Origin of the sequence: Psychroserpens sp. SPM9 (genome assembly GCF_025153525.1) — a bacterium.
In the GTDB taxonomy this organism is placed as follows: domain Bacteria; phylum Bacteroidota; class Bacteroidia; order Flavobacteriales; family Flavobacteriaceae; genus Psychroserpens.
Genome location: NZ_JANZNR010000010.1, coordinates 23240 through 37036 on the forward strand (window position 1 = coordinate 23240; position 13797 = coordinate 37036).

11 protein-coding genes are annotated in these 13797 nt (G+C 36.9%); 2 read left to right on the plus strand and 9 right to left on the minus strand.

All coding sequences use genetic code 11. From position 1 onward, the window contains the following. Window positions 1–17: 17 nt before the first annotated feature. The 9 genes from N4270_RS16490 to N4270_RS16530 all read right to left on the minus strand — a co-directional run bounded on the left by N4270_RS16490 (window position 18) and on the right by N4270_RS16530 (window position 9849). Window positions 18–995 carry a Gfo/Idh/MocA family protein gene (locus tag N4270_RS16490; RefSeq protein WP_260098456.1) on the minus strand — a complete coding sequence of 326 codons (978 nt, stop codon included), beginning with the start codon at window positions 993–995 and terminating at the stop codon, window positions 18–20. Further along, entirely contained in the window at window positions 982–2688 is a 1707-nt protein-coding gene (locus N4270_RS16495) for a sodium:solute symporter (RefSeq protein WP_260098457.1), read from the minus strand. The genes N4270_RS16490 and N4270_RS16495 overlap by 14 nt, the downstream gene beginning before the upstream one ends. 121 nt (window positions 2689–2809) lie before the next feature. Then, window positions 2810–5338 carry a PIG-L family deacetylase gene (locus N4270_RS16500; protein ID WP_260098458.1) on the minus strand — a complete coding sequence of 843 codons (2529 nt, stop codon included), beginning with the start codon at window positions 5336–5338 and terminating at the stop codon, window positions 2810–2812. A gap of 110 nt (window positions 5339–5448) precedes the next feature. Beyond that, the gene (locus N4270_RS16505; RefSeq protein WP_260098459.1) at window positions 5449–5991 is read right to left on the minus strand and encodes a mechanosensitive ion channel family protein; all 543 of its coding nucleotides are present in this window, start codon (window positions 5989–5991) and stop codon (window positions 5449–5451) included. Between the two features lie 48 nt (window positions 5992–6039). Beyond that, window positions 6040–6978: a septum formation inhibitor Maf gene (locus N4270_RS16510; protein ID WP_260098460.1), complete on the minus strand. Its 939-nt coding sequence runs from the start codon at window positions 6976–6978 to the stop codon at window positions 6040–6042. A 39-nt stretch (window positions 6979–7017) separates the two neighbouring features. Beyond that, window positions 7018–7602 carry a Maf-like protein gene (locus N4270_RS16515; RefSeq protein ID WP_260098461.1) on the minus strand — a complete coding sequence of 195 codons (585 nt, stop codon included), beginning with the start codon at window positions 7600–7602 and terminating at the stop codon, window positions 7018–7020. Between the two features lie 2 nt (window positions 7603–7604). After that, window positions 7605–8522: a geranylgeranylglycerol-phosphate geranylgeranyltransferase gene (locus N4270_RS16520; protein WP_260098462.1), complete on the minus strand. Its 918-nt coding sequence runs from the start codon at window positions 8520–8522 to the stop codon at window positions 7605–7607. A 48-nt stretch (window positions 8523–8570) separates the two neighbouring features. Continuing rightward, a complete protein-coding gene (locus N4270_RS16525) occupies window positions 8571–9101 on the minus strand; it encodes an HAD family hydrolase (RefSeq protein WP_260098463.1) in 531 nt (176 codons plus the stop codon). Then, window positions 9091–9849, minus strand: coding sequence for a Rossmann-like and DUF2520 domain-containing protein (locus tag N4270_RS16530; protein ID WP_260098464.1), 759 nt, complete (start codon window positions 9847–9849; stop codon window positions 9091–9093). Before N4270_RS16530 ends, N4270_RS16525 begins: the two co-directional genes overlap by 11 nt. 75 nt (window positions 9850–9924) lie before the next feature. Here N4270_RS16530 and N4270_RS16535 point away from each other — a divergent pair, with 75 nt between their 5' ends. Together N4270_RS16535 and ccsA are read left to right on the plus strand one after the other, a co-directional pair. Further along, the gene (locus tag N4270_RS16535; RefSeq protein ID WP_260098465.1) at window positions 9925–10329 is read left to right on the plus strand and encodes a group III truncated hemoglobin; all 405 of its coding nucleotides are present in this window, start codon (window positions 9925–9927) and stop codon (window positions 10327–10329) included. Between the two features lie 163 nt (window positions 10330–10492). Then, on the plus strand, window positions 10493–13795 hold the full coding sequence (gene ccsA / locus N4270_RS16540) for a cytochrome c biogenesis protein CcsA (protein WP_260098466.1): 3303 nt from the start codon (window positions 10493–10495) through the stop codon (window positions 13793–13795). The last annotated feature ends 2 nt before the right edge of the window (window positions 13796–13797 follow it).

Here is a 13797-nt window from a genome sequence, read left to right on the forward strand (position 1 = left end):
AAAGGGTCTTTTTTTTATCAGTAATTAAGCCCAATTTGAAAACGGACTGTGTCTAATAATTGTATCAGTTTTCTGCTAAAATCAAAAGTCATGATATCGCTTTCGGTTTTGTGAGCTCTTAAGAGTTGATTAAAATGTAAAATTTCGTAATGGTAACCATTGCTTGAGTAATTAAAATCGATGGTCTCTTCTTTGTCTTCGGAAGTGAGCGTCACACTTGATGGACCATGAAACCTGGAATTAATTTTAATCGTACCGCGTTCACAATAAAATATTGCTTCGGTTGGCGTTTTCTCTAATAAGGTACTTTTTAAATGGGCTTCAACATTATAATCATAACCAAATAGCATCAAGCAGGACGAATCGACGCCATTTTCAAAAAATGTGGCTTTCGATTCAATCTGAATGGGATTTCCGAGTGTGGATAATGCCACAAAAATAGGGTAGATGCCTATATCAAGTAAACTGCCGCCTCCTAAGGATTTATCAAAGACTCTTGAACTGAAATCCAACTCAGGTTTAAATCCGAAATCAGCTTTAATTTTTACAATTTTTCCAAAGGTTTGTTCTTTAATATGCTTGAGTACAAATTGGTAATGCGGAAGAAAATAAGTCCACATCGCTTCCATCAATAAAGTGTTATTAGCTTTGGCTGTAGCAATCATTTCCTCTACTTGAGTACTATTCATTGCAAAGGGTTTTTCGCATAAAACAGCCTTTTTATGGTTTAAGCATAAAATCGAATGTTCATTGTGAAAGGCATGAGGCGTAGCAATATAAACGGCATCAATATTTGAATCGTTGACTAGAGCTTCATAAGTGTTGTAGGCTTTTTTTGCCTTATATAATGTTGCAAATTGATCTGCTTTTTCCTGACTTCGAGAAGCTACTGCATACAATTGAGAATCGTTAGTGTTGATTAAATCCTGCGCAAATTTGTAGGCAATTTTACCAAGACCTATAATTCCCCAATTGATGATTTTAGGCTTCTGCATAATCTTTGTCAGTACTTAAGGTTTGAAGTAGAATCGCAATCACAATCACAATCAGGCAACCTACAAAATTCAGCCATAAAAAGGGTAGATTGATGTATTCGTATTCATTAAGAAGAAATAAACTTATCACCACGGCTTGAGTTATCAAAGCTGCTGTAAATACAGCATTGGCTTTTACAAACTTGAAAAAGAATCCCAGCAGGAAAATACCGAGTACATTTCCGTAGAAAATAGAACCAATAATATTAACGAGCTGAATTAAATTTTCGGCGAGATTAGCCACACAGGCAACGCCAATGGCAATAATTCCCCAAGCTAAAGTAAACCATCTTGAAGCGCTTACCATTTCGGTTTCCGACTTTTCAGATGTGTTACGTTTGTACAAATCCATAGTAGTCGTACTCGCTAAAGCATTCAATTCGCTGGAGGTACTCGACATAGCTGCACTTAAAATAACAGCGAGTAAGAGTCCGATTAATCCTCGCGGCAAATTATTTAATATAAAGTGAATAAACACATAATCTTTGTCGTTACTTTCAACTTTTAGGTTTTGAGCTTCTCCAGCTTTTTCGATAAGCACTCTGGCTTGTTCACGAAGTTCGTCGTTGGCAGTATTTAATTGTGCAATAGAATTTTTAAGCGATTCTGAATGCGCTTCAGAAGTATAATTTTCAATCGTCGTTTTCTTAACGTCAAATACTTCTTCCTGAAGTTGCTGAATGCGTTTGTAGTCATCGGCATATTCAGAATTTAGAACCACTTCGGTAGCTGTCGGATTGAAATTTGCAGGCGATGGATTGAATTGATAAAACACAAATACCATGACACCTACGAGTAAAATAAAGAATTGCATTGGGACTTTTAGCAAGCCGTTAAACATCATGCCTATTTGCATTTCTTTCAGCGATTTTCCTGAGAGGTAGCGTTGTACCTGACTTTGATCTGTGCCAAAATAAGACAACATTAAAAAGGTACCACCAATAATCCCGCTCCAAAAGGTATAGCGATTGTCTAAACTGAATGAAAAATCAAGAACTTCCATTTTACCGCTGGCACCAGCAATATCTAAGGCTTTTGAAAAAGTAATGCCTTCTGGAAGTTTGTCAATAATCAGAAAAAAAGCAATTAACATGCCTGTGAAAATGACTATCATTTGATGTTTTTGTGTCACATTAACGGCTTTTGTTCCGCCAGAAACGGTGTAAATAATGACGAGGATTCCAATGATAATATTCAGTAATAATAAATTCCAACCTAGAACAGCAGATAAGATAATGGCAGGTGCAAAAATGGTAATTCCTGCGGCTAATCCACGTTGAATAAGAAACAGTATAGCTGTTAAGGTTCTGGTTTTTAAATCGAATCGGTTTTCTAAAAACTCGTAAGCGGTATAGACTTTTAATCTGTGATATAAGGGTATAAACACCATGCAAATCACCACCATCGCAATGGGTAAGCCAAAATAAAATTGTACAAAGCCCATTCCGTCGTTAAAGGCTTGACCAGGTGTTGATAAAAAGGTAATGGCACTGGCTTGTGTGGCCATAACCGATAAACCAATCGTCCACCATTTTGAAGTGCTTCCACCTTTTAAATAATCTTTTACGTTTTTACTACCTCTTGATTGGTAGGTGCCATAAGCAACAATGAGTAATAGGGTGCTAATAAGTACAATCCAGTCTAATGTTTGCATGCTAAAAGGCTTTGGTTATGAAATAAAATGCAATAATATAGAGGACATTCGCAGCGAGTACTAAAGTGTACATCTTATTCCATTTATAGTCTTTCATAATTATTGGGTAGTTTAGTAATGATTAGTTTTTAATTGGGAGGTTCGTCTCTATATTGTTTTTTCCAAGTGACAGCATATTAGCAAAAAGGCGATAAGCGCCCGAAACGCCTGCAGGAAATTCTCTAAAAAAGCTTAATCCTGTATAGATATAATAACCTTTGCCATGTTTTGCCACAAGTAAGCTTCCTGTTTTTTGGGATTCACCTTGATCGTTCATTGCCAAAATAGGTGTAAAGTCATCAGACCATTCATTCGGAAAATAAAGTCCGCGTTCTTGCGTCCATCCTTCAAAATCTTTTTCAGTAATTTTATTCGGAACGTTTAAAACTTCATGCTGCTTTGCCAGAAGCTCAACTTTAGCAGTTTCATCAGTCACACGATCTCTTGATAATTTTAAATCGTAAGGCGCAATTTCATCAACTTTAAGTCCGCGATTTGTATTGTATTGTACAATCATATTTCCGCCTTGAGCGACATAATCAAACAGGATTTGTTGTTTAAATTTTAAGGCTTCAACAGTATTGTAGGCTCTAATTCCGACAACTATCGCATCAAAGTGCTCCAAGTTTTCTGCGGAAATATCTTCAGGTTTTAATACGGCTACATTATAACCTATCTGTTTTAAACTCTCAGGAACTACATCGCCAGCACCTTCGATATAACCTATATTTTCACCACGTTTCTGAATATCTAGGCGTACGATTTTACTTTCGCTAGGCAATAGAACCGTTTGAAACGGAATGTGGTCATAATCGATTTCTATGAGTTCTTTGGTATAAATTTTATCACCAATATGAACCATAGGCGTAAAAAGTCCTTCGCTTTGTTCTTTAGGAGGAATAACAGTAAAAATTAAACGGTCTTCCTGACCTTTATTTGTGATATGAATCTTTTGTTTTTCAGGATAAACATTCCAGTTTTTTGGATGGGCTAATTGTACATAGCCTTCCAGATTATCTCTGCCAGCTTTCACCACGACTTCTATGTCATGTTGCTGGTCGCTGTCTAGAATAATGACTTTTTCTGAAATTTTAGCCGAAGCTTCCGGAATAATCTCAAAGGGTTTGTATACTTCGCCTTTTACAGGATCATTCGTTTTGTAAACCAAAGGCTTTGTATAAGGAATTTGTAAATTTTCAATGCTTAAGTTAAAGGTAATAGAAAGCGTTCGAGGCGTTTCAGGTTTCCCAATGAGTGCTCTATCTTCAACAGCGTACATGCCGAGAGTTCCTTTTTTAGTGAGCCAATAAGGTGTCGAAACTTTTTGATTGGAATTAATGGTCAAAGTTTCCTTGAACTCAAAATCGGTGTTATTATCGAGTTTGAGGTTCTTTTCAATCTTGATTCCGTTAGGATTCACAAGGCTCGCAAGTGTGATTTGGGCTGAGCTACGATTGATAACTTCAATATTTAAATCGACAGTAGAACCTGCCGAAGCATGATTTGTGGCTGTAGTTGCCTCCAGATATAATCCAGCACAAGCAGCAATAATGTCTTTAATTTCTTTGGTTTTAATTGTTTTCCAATGGAGATCTGTAAGATTTTGGATGGCTTTATAAGCTCTCACTAGCTCTGGAATGGAGGCTGACGGATTTTTAAAATCGTAATTTTTTTGCACTGCATAGAGAATGTCGCCAATTGCTTTTCCGCCTTCAATACGATTCCAGGAGGTGTCAATGCCATCAAATATGTTGGACTTGTCAGAAGGTAAATCTCCTTTAAGAAGTTCAATATATTCAATTTGCGATCCGCGACTACCAGTACTTCCGAAGCCTTGCGATTTATGCTGACTTCTACTTAGGGCAGCGATTTCAGGATTACTTAATCCGCTACTCGGAAAATACACACCAGTATCAATTTCTAATAAATTGGATTTATCGGCTTCTTCAAATTTTTCACGACTTCCATAGAACCACCACGAGGTATTAAAAAACAAACGTTTCGGTTGCCAAGTTTGGACATTTGATAGCTGATTTGGATAGGCATTTTTATCGCCAACTAAGTCAAAAGCTTCGAGGCTTAGCATCGCAGAACTTGTATGGTGACCGTGTGTTGTACCCGGATTTCGGTGATTAAACCGGTTGATAATCACATCAGGTTTAAATTGTCGAATCGCTAAAACAACATCGCTTAATACTTGCTCTTTATTCCAGATGGCTAAGGTTTCGTCTGGATGTTTTGAGTAACCAAAATCATTAGCTCTGGTAAATAATTGTTCGCCACCATCTGTACGCCTTGCGGCAAGTAATTCTTGGGTTCTAATAACGCCCAGTAATTCTCTAATCTCTGGTCCGATAAGGTTTTGTCCGCCATCACCACGAGTCAATGAAAGGTAAGCTGTTCGGGCTTTTACTTCATTAGATATATAAGAAATTAAGCGGGTGTTTTCGTCGTCTGGATGCGCTGCAACGTATAAAACAGATCCTAAAAAGTTCAATTTTTTAATGGATTCATGAATTTCGGAAGCAGTTGGTTTTTTAGGTTGTTGGGCAGATAGAATAGCAGAAGAAACTACTAATAAATAGAGTAGGCGTAATCTTGTTTTCATCATAAAAGGGTTAGCTAAAACCAAATATAATGAAGTCTTACAGCCGAGCGGTTGTTTTTAGTTTTTCTTTAACGTTAAAGTTTGGTTCAGTTTTGCTGTGTTATTGGTAAGAGTTACACAGAATCACTACCATCATCATGAAACCCTTCAATAGCGTCTTTTTCAACAAGGGTTACTGCTTTTTGTAAGATTAAATTATTAGGATAGGTTACCAAATCACCATTATCTAATCTAAGGTGCAGCTGAAATGCTCTGATATCTTCTATAATGGCTTCAATAGGAAAGTCTTTATCATGAATTTGGACTTTATCTCCAACTTTGTAAGGAAAAGAAAAGAACATTATAATTCCAGAAGTAACATTGCTCAAAATAGACCAGGTAGCAAAAAGCGCAATGCCGATGACCGCAAAAACAGACGAAAAAATAAAGGTCATGTCTTTTAATTCGGCTCCAAAAACAAAGGCTTCAATGATTAAAGCTATGATAAAAAAAGTGACAGATATATATCTGTTAATTAACTTGATACGCGCATCGTTGATTTCGCTTTTCTTGCCTATTTTTCTAACAACTGTATGGCTTATTAAACGAATAATAAAGAGTACGAGAATTACAATGCCTGTAATGATTAATTCCGATTGATAGGTCTCAAAAAACATTTAAATTTTACTTAAATTGGTATATCAAAGATACATTAAAATGCGGGATTACTTTGATAATTGAAGGCTTTCTCTGAGGCTTGCATCGGCATTAGAATTTTTAGTCCAGTAGGCCGATTTTATAGTATTAAGTTTGGTAGCTTTTGTTGTTAAGCGTTTTTTATTGGCACCATAACCATCTTGATAAGTGTCTTCCCATCCTAAAATCTCGTAAGGAAATTTGGGATTGAAATGTATAGTTAGTGTGCGTTCAAGCTCAGGATAAGTTAAAGTATAATAATTTTCATCTATGCTGGCTTGTGCCTGATAAGCTTTCAAGTCATAATGCTTAAATCTCAAAAATTCTAAAGAAGGAATCACCATGATGTTTCCGGTAGGTAAGGTATTTGGATCTAAACGCAGTTGTGTCCATAATTCATTTTCTAAAATGGCTTTGCCTAGTGTTGTATTTTGATCGGCTTCAGATTCAAAATAGCTATGTGCAGTAAACTCAAATTGAGCTCTGTTATTAAGTTGGGAATACACATGACCACACCATTCCTGAACCGAACAACTTACCTTAAGCGCATGTTGGTTATTGCTCACAGGATAAAAAGTCGATTGCATCGTAGCATACGGATAAATTCCTGTATTAAAATTTTTGGTTGCATTGAGTTTTAAAACAGGGATGTTGGCTTTATTGTATTGGTCTGCTTTAACCTGTTTTTCAGGAAGGAAATCCTCGGTAACAAATACTAAAACGGCAGTACCCTTACGTAATTCTCCGTAACGAGCTTGTTCTAATTGATAGGATGATATTTCGGCTTTTCCGTTGTACCAATAGGTTTTAAACGCTTCCGATTGCTTAAAGGCTTCAGCTTTAGGAAGCCTGTTTGAAGTTTCAGTAATGGGTTCAGAATGTAAAGCTTGATCGTTTGGTTTTTGAGCTTGGTTGCAGGACATCAGCATTCCGAAGAAAAGCAATAAGGTCATAGTTGTCTTAGTCATAGCTGTAAAATTTTCTGTAAAATTACAACCGAAACCTACTTAAACCATAGCATTTAACGTTTTGTAAACGAGGTGTGTTGGCAAACCCACCACATTGGTGTAAGAGCCTTCAATGGCAGTAATGCCTATTTGACCAATCCATTCTTGAATTCCATACGCACCAGCTTTATCAAAAGGTTGATAGGTTGAAATATAGTAGTCAATTTCACGATCTGTAAGCGCTTTAAATGTAACTTTAGTAATAGCGTTGACCGTCTTTTGTGTCGTTTTTGTTGTGAAGCAAACCGAAGTAATGACATCGTGAGTCGTATTGCTCATTGATGCCAGCATACGGAAGGCGTCCTCATGATCTTTTGGTTTTCCTAAGGCAGATTCTTGATGCCAAACAATGGTGTCGCTGGTGATTAAAATATCCTGATCTCTTAAGGTGTCTTTAAAAGGGAGTGATTTTAACTGAGCCAGATAATCACTAATCTCAAAATGACGTAAGCGATGCGGGTATTCTTCTTTAACAGGCATGAGTTTAATCTCAAAATTTAGTCCTAAATCTTTAAAAAACTGCTGACGTCTGGGAGATCCAGAGGCTAGAATGAGATGATATTTATGAAGCTTGTCGTTAAGCATGCTTACTTAATTTGGATAATAAACGGATACAATAGCAACGAGAGTAAGCCCATAAACATGGTGAGTTTGTATAGGGTGCTAATGTGTTCGTAATGTTTGTAATGTTCGGCACTAAAAATTTTAATAGTCGCATATATTAAAGGCGCAATAACAAAGACCAAAAAATACCCAATAGCGATTTGATGTTGATACAGATAAGTTACGATAAAATAAATAACCATTCCAATTGGAATCATACTAACAGCAAATGCAATTTTATTAGCACGTTCACGTCCTAGAACAATAGGTAAGGTGTTCATCCCAGATTTGTAGTCTCCATCAATATCTTGGATATCTTTAATAATTTCCCGGACGAGATTAATAAAAAATGCAAATAGCGCGTAATCAATTACAATATCGAAAAAGGCCATTTGTGTTGTTCTGTTATCTGTAAAAGTCACTGGTAGCAAATCGAAAATGCCGACAATAATAAGACTCATGGCCACGAGAAAGGATATCAATACATTCCCAAAAAGGACTGTGCCTTTTAAATACGACGCATATACATAAAGTGCTAAGGAAATAATCACGAATATGGCAAAAAATGAACTCTTACCGATGCTATGTGATAGGTAAAACCCTAAGGCAATTCCTATAATGTTGAGCGCAAAAAACAAGTTGTATGCTAGTTTTTCAGAGACTTGTTTACCAATTACTACTTTGTTGGGTTTATTGATACTGTCTGTTTCTAAGTCGTATATATCATTAATTATATTTCCGGCAGCAGCCAGGCACAAGGTAATAATAACCAATAGGGTAAAATTAAAATCGGTTAGTGCAGTAGCGGTATTAAAAAATTCGAAAAGCGCATATTTGATGAGTACTTGCGCAACAATAATCATGAGTAGGTTTTTCCAGCGAATGAGATTAAGAATATGCACTATGGTTGGGTTGTTAGTTAATAGTTAATTCTGATGTTCTTAAGCGATTTAATCATATTTGGCGTCAAAATTACCATCCCATTTATCTTGAACTTTCATGATTTGTTCAATAATATCTCTTACAGCTCCTTTTCCGCCTGCTTTATGAGATACATATTTGCTAACACCTTTAACTTCAATAGCAGCATCTTGTGGGCTACACGGTAAGCCTACTAATTTCATAACAGGAATATCAGGGATATCATCTCCCATATACAACACATTTTTTGCATCAATATTGTTAGTTGAGATATATTCGTGAAACTGATGCACTTTTTGATGCGCTCCTAAATAGATATCCGTGATACCCAATCCTTCAAGTCGTTTTTGTACACCCAGATTGCTGCCGCCAGAAATAATACAAATATTAAATCCGGCATCCTTGGCCGTTTTAAGTGCATAACCATCTTTAATATTCATTCGTCGTAACATATCGCCATTGGTCATGACAGTCACAGTGCCGTCGGTTAATACGCCATCAACATCAAAAATAAAGGTAGTAATTTGTGCTAAGTATTCTTTGTAACTTTTATCGTCCATGGGTTTTCTGTATTGAAGCAGTTAGTAGTTTGTAGAGTTCTTTATGATGCTCATTTTCGAGCAGTTTCAAATGTTTTTTTATGGTTTTCTTGTCGTTGCGTTTGGCAGGACCAGTTTGAGATACAAAAGGCGAATGCTCTTGTACTTTGGTAGCCGTTTCTAAAATTAAGGGTTTGAGTAAATCAAATTCTGCGCCTTTAGATTCGGTGATCTCATGGGCAACTCTATACAGTTGATTGGTGAAATTATTGACAAATACTGCGGCCAAATGAAGTGCTGCACGTTGATCGCTATTTACGCGTTTGGTGATAGGAGTAATGGCGGTTGCTAATGTTTTTAAGGGCATGTAATCCTTTCGTGTCAAGGTTTCCAGACAAACAGGTACTTTCGAAAAGTCGATATCGGCAGCCTTAGAAAAGGTTTGCAAGGGGTAAAACACACCACGTCTGTTTTTTTTGTCAATATCATAAGCACTTACACTTCCTGAAGTATGAACCACAAATCGATTCTCAAACGGGAGTTTTTCCGATAATTTCGCAATCGCATCGTCACTTACGGCAATGATATAAACATCGGCTTCAACGAGTTGACTTATATCATCAGTGATGTTAAGGTCATGTTTATAAGACGATATTGCGTCAATATGTCGATTATACCATTGTTTAACGGTTACGTTTTCCGAAGAAGAAAAGGCTTTGTATAAATGATGAGCAACATTTCCGGCTCCTAAAATTACAACTGAAATCATGACGCAAAAATACAATAGAAATACAATATGATAAATATCATTTATTATTTTCTCACTTGTGGCTATCTTTGACTTATGAAAAGAGACATTGATTCGCGTGAGGATGTATTTTTATTAGTAAGCTCATTTTATGATAAAGTTAGAGCGAACACTATTCTTGGCCCTTTTTTTAATGAAACCATTAAAGATTGGGAGGCACATTTACAACACTTGACCACCTTTTGGGAAACGAGTTTATTCATGACCCGTAAACTCGAGCAAAAATACTATGGCAATCCTTTAGAAGCTCATGTAAAGGTCGATCAGGCGCATGATAAAAGTATTACCGAAATGCATTTTGGTATCTGGCTCAACTTATGGTATGAAACCCTGGATGCCTTGTTTGAAGGCGAAGTAACCGAAAACGCAAAGCGCAGAGCACGCAAAATGGGAACCTTTATGTATTTAAAGATTTTTGAGGCCAGACAAAGTCGAAAATAGGCTCTGATTATACGCTTTTAAGTAGTTGGATTGTAGTTCTTGAAATTAATTCTGAAAAATTGCAAAACCTCTAAATTTTTAACACTTATTTGATACGCTTTAGCGGAGACTAAACGAACTAAATTGGTTATCTTTGCACAACTAAAAATTAAGCCTTCCTGCCATGCAAAAGACACTTGCGAATATTCTCTTTTCTACTCGACTTACCGGAACCTTATTTATTGTTTATGCGATTGCCATGATTACTGGTACGTTTTTAGATGCCGGACAAGAAACTTCGCCAACACCTTTCACGAGACATTACATCTATAACGCCTGGTGGTTTGAAACGATTATGGTGCTTTTTGTGATTAATTTCGTCGGAAATATTTTTAGATACCGCTTATTAAGAAAAGAAAAATGGGCCACTTTAATTTTGCATTTAGCCTTTATTTTTATTTTCATTGGTGCCGGAATTACACGATATATTGGCTATGAAGGTTGGATGCCTATTCGTGAAGGTGAAACAGAAAATACGTTTTTAACACGCGATATTTATCTTACAGCTTTTATTGATGGCGATTTGGTTGTTAACGGGCAACAGCAAAGACGTGTGATTCAGGAGCGTGTTGATTTTTCTGAGCGCTTAGATAATGATTTAGAATTACATACTGAATACAATGGCACTCCTGTGTCTATAAAAGTAAAGCAGTTTGTTAAAGATGCCGAACTTGATATTATTGCAGATGATGCTGGTGAATCTTACCTGAAATTAGTAGAAGCAGGCGACGAAGCTTCCCATAGTCATTACATTAAAGATGGTGATGATGAACTCATACACAATGTTGTTTTTACTTTAAATAATCCTAAAAAAGGTGCTATAAATATTACAACAGAAGGCGATAAGTTATTTATAGAATCGCCATTTGGAGGAGATTATTTAACCATGGCAACTCAAGCCTCAGGCACACTTGTTAAAGATTCCATACAACCTTTGATGTTGCGTTCTCGTTATCAAATTGGTAATATGGCAATGGTATTTCCAAAACCTGTGGTAAAAGGGACGTTTGGAGTGGTTAAAAAATCAGCTTTATTAACGAGTCGTGAAGATGGTGTTGTGGCCGATGTTACGGTTAATGGCGAAACTAAAACGGTGAATTTATTGGGCGGACAATATGTTAACGGACGCTTTGAACAGATTAAAGTTGGCGGTTTAGATGTGGCGGTCAAATACGGTTCTATAGTCAAAGAATTGCCGTTTAGTATCAAACTCAACGATTTTAGAGCAGAGCGCTACCCAGGAACTCAAGATAATTTTTCTGCCTTTTCCAGTGATATCACAGTCATTAAACCTAATGAAACGCCTTACGATTACAAAATTTTTATGAACCATGTGCTAGATGAAGAAGGCTATCGTTTTTTTCAAGCTAGTTTTTTTCCAGATGAAAAGGGAACCAAACTTTCTGTAAACCATGACCAATGGGGAACTTACGTGACTTATTTTGGTTATATGTTGCTTTATTTTGGCTTGATGGCAATTCTGTTTAGTAAAGGCACACGCTTTGCCGATCTTAAAAAGATGCTTGAGAAAGTAAAAATAAAAAAAGCAAAACTGCTTGGTGTTTTCTTACTTGGCTTCGGAATGTTCGGATTTGCACAAGAGCACAGTGAAGACGATGGTCACAACCATGCTCCCGTTCAACAAGAGCATTTTGAAGGTGATGGTCATAACCATACCGCTACTAAAATTGAACGCCCAACAAAAGCACAAATCGATTCGGTAATTAGAGCCAATATCACACCTAAAGCTCATGCCGATAAATTTGGAGAACTGGTGATACAGGATTATAGCGGACGTATGATGCCTATGAATACCTACGCGTCTGAAGTCTTAAGAAAGCTCAGTAAAATGGATCATTACGAAGAGTTTGATGCCAATCAGGTGCTCTTATCGATGCAGGAGAGTCCGTTGTTCTGGTATAATGTTCCTATCATTTATTTAGCAAAGCGAAAAGGCGATTCGATTCGAAGTATTATTGGTGTGAGTAAAGACCAGAAGTATGTGTCAATTACCGATTTTTTAACCGATGATGGCCGAAATAAACTAGGACCTTACTTAGAAGAAGCTTATGCTGCGGAAGTGCCTAACGGATTTCAGAAAGAATTTAAAGAAGCTTATGACCGAATGAGTCTTTTGTTTAATACACTTGACGGTCGTTCTATTAAGATTTTTCCGGTGCCTGATGATGAAAAAAACACCTGGATTTCACCTGTAGAATACAAAGAAAGCTATCGGGATGTGATTAAAGATACCATCTACGGAAAAGTGATTGAGAACAGCTTTAGGTTTTATTTAGGCGAACTATACAAAGCCAAGCAAACCGGAGATTATGATCTGGCGAATCGCTTATTAGGCGGATTTAAAAACAACCAGTCAAAAATAGGAAGTGAGGTCATGCTCTCTGATGATAAGATCAAAACCGAAATTTTATACAACAAGTACGATATCTTTAAAAAGCTTTACAGTTGGTATATGTACGCTGGTGCTTTATTATTTGTACTGATTATTGTACAGATTTTTAGCAGCAAAAACAAATGGGTTGATGTTGCAGTAAAAGGCCTAGGTGTTGTTATTTTTGGACTATTCTTACTGCATACCGCAGGCTTGATTGTACGTTGGTATATTTCTGGTCATGCGCCTTGGAGTGATGCTTACGAATCTATGATTTATGTAGCCTGGGCGACCATGCTCTTTGGCTTGCTCTTATCTAATTCCGCAGGTAAAAGTCCGATGTCTATTGTTAGCAATGTCCTAAAAGGAAAGAACAAATCCTATTTAACCACAGCTGCAGGTGCCTTTGTAACTGCCATGATTCTTATGGTGGCACACTGGAACTGGATGGATCCTGCCATTGCCAATTTATCTCCTGTTTTAGATAGTTACTGGCTTATGATTCACGTTGCTGTGATTGTAGCGAGTTACGGTCCGTTTGCGCTTGGGATGATACTCGGAATTACCGTCTTACTCCTTATGATTTTTACTACGGAAGACAACAAAGCCAAGATGGCACTTAATATCAAAGAATTAACCATAATCAACGAAATGGCTTTAACTGTAGGTCTCGTGATGCTAACCATTGGAAACTTTCTTGGTGGTATGTGGGCAAACGAAAGTTGGGGACGTTACTGGGGTTGGGATCCTAAAGAAACTTGGGCACTCATAAGTATTATGGTCTACGCTTTTGTAATTCACATGCGATTGATTCCCGGACTTCGAGGGCGCTACGGATTTAATTTAGCATCAATCATTGCTTTCGGAAGTATTCTTTTTACGTATTTTGGGGTGAATTTTTACTTGTCTGGACTGCATTCTTACCAGTCGGGTCAACAAATTTTAAGCTACCAATACATTGCGATTACCTTAGGCTTTATAACACTTCTCGGCTTTTTTGCCCGTTTAAAATATAAAAAGTATTATAAAAAATAAGC

Coding starts and splice junctions, on each gene's coding strand:
- N4270_RS16490 (WP_260098456.1), bottom strand. CDS start 995: ATGCAGAAGCCTAAAATCATCAATTGGGGAATTATAGGTCTTGGTAAA.
- N4270_RS16495 (WP_260098457.1), bottom strand. CDS start 2,688: ATGCAAACATTAGACTGGATTGTACTTATTAGCACCCTATTACTCATT.
- N4270_RS16500 (WP_260098458.1), bottom strand. CDS start 5,338: ATGATGAAAACAAGATTACGCCTACTCTATTTATTAGTAGTTTCTTCT.
- N4270_RS16505 (WP_260098459.1), bottom strand. CDS start 5,991: ATGTTTTTTGAGACCTATCAATCGGAATTAATCATTACAGGCATTGTA.
- N4270_RS16510 (WP_260098460.1), bottom strand. CDS start 6,978: ATGACTAAGACAACTATGACCTTATTGCTTTTCTTCGGAATGCTGATG.
- N4270_RS16515 (WP_260098461.1), bottom strand. CDS start 7,602: ATGCTTAACGACAAGCTTCATAAATATCATCTCATTCTAGCCTCTGGA.
- N4270_RS16525 (WP_260098463.1), bottom strand. CDS start 9,101: ATGGACGATAAAAGTTACAAAGAATACTTAGCACAAATTACTACCTTT.
- N4270_RS16530 (WP_260098464.1), bottom strand. CDS start 9,849: ATGATTTCAGTTGTAATTTTAGGAGCCGGAAATGTTGCTCATCATTTA.
- N4270_RS16535 (WP_260098465.1), top strand. CDS start 9,925: ATGAAAAGAGACATTGATTCGCGTGAGGATGTATTTTTATTAGTAAGC.
- ccsA (WP_260098466.1), top strand. CDS start 10,493: ATGCAAAAGACACTTGCGAATATTCTCTTTTCTACTCGACTTACCGGA.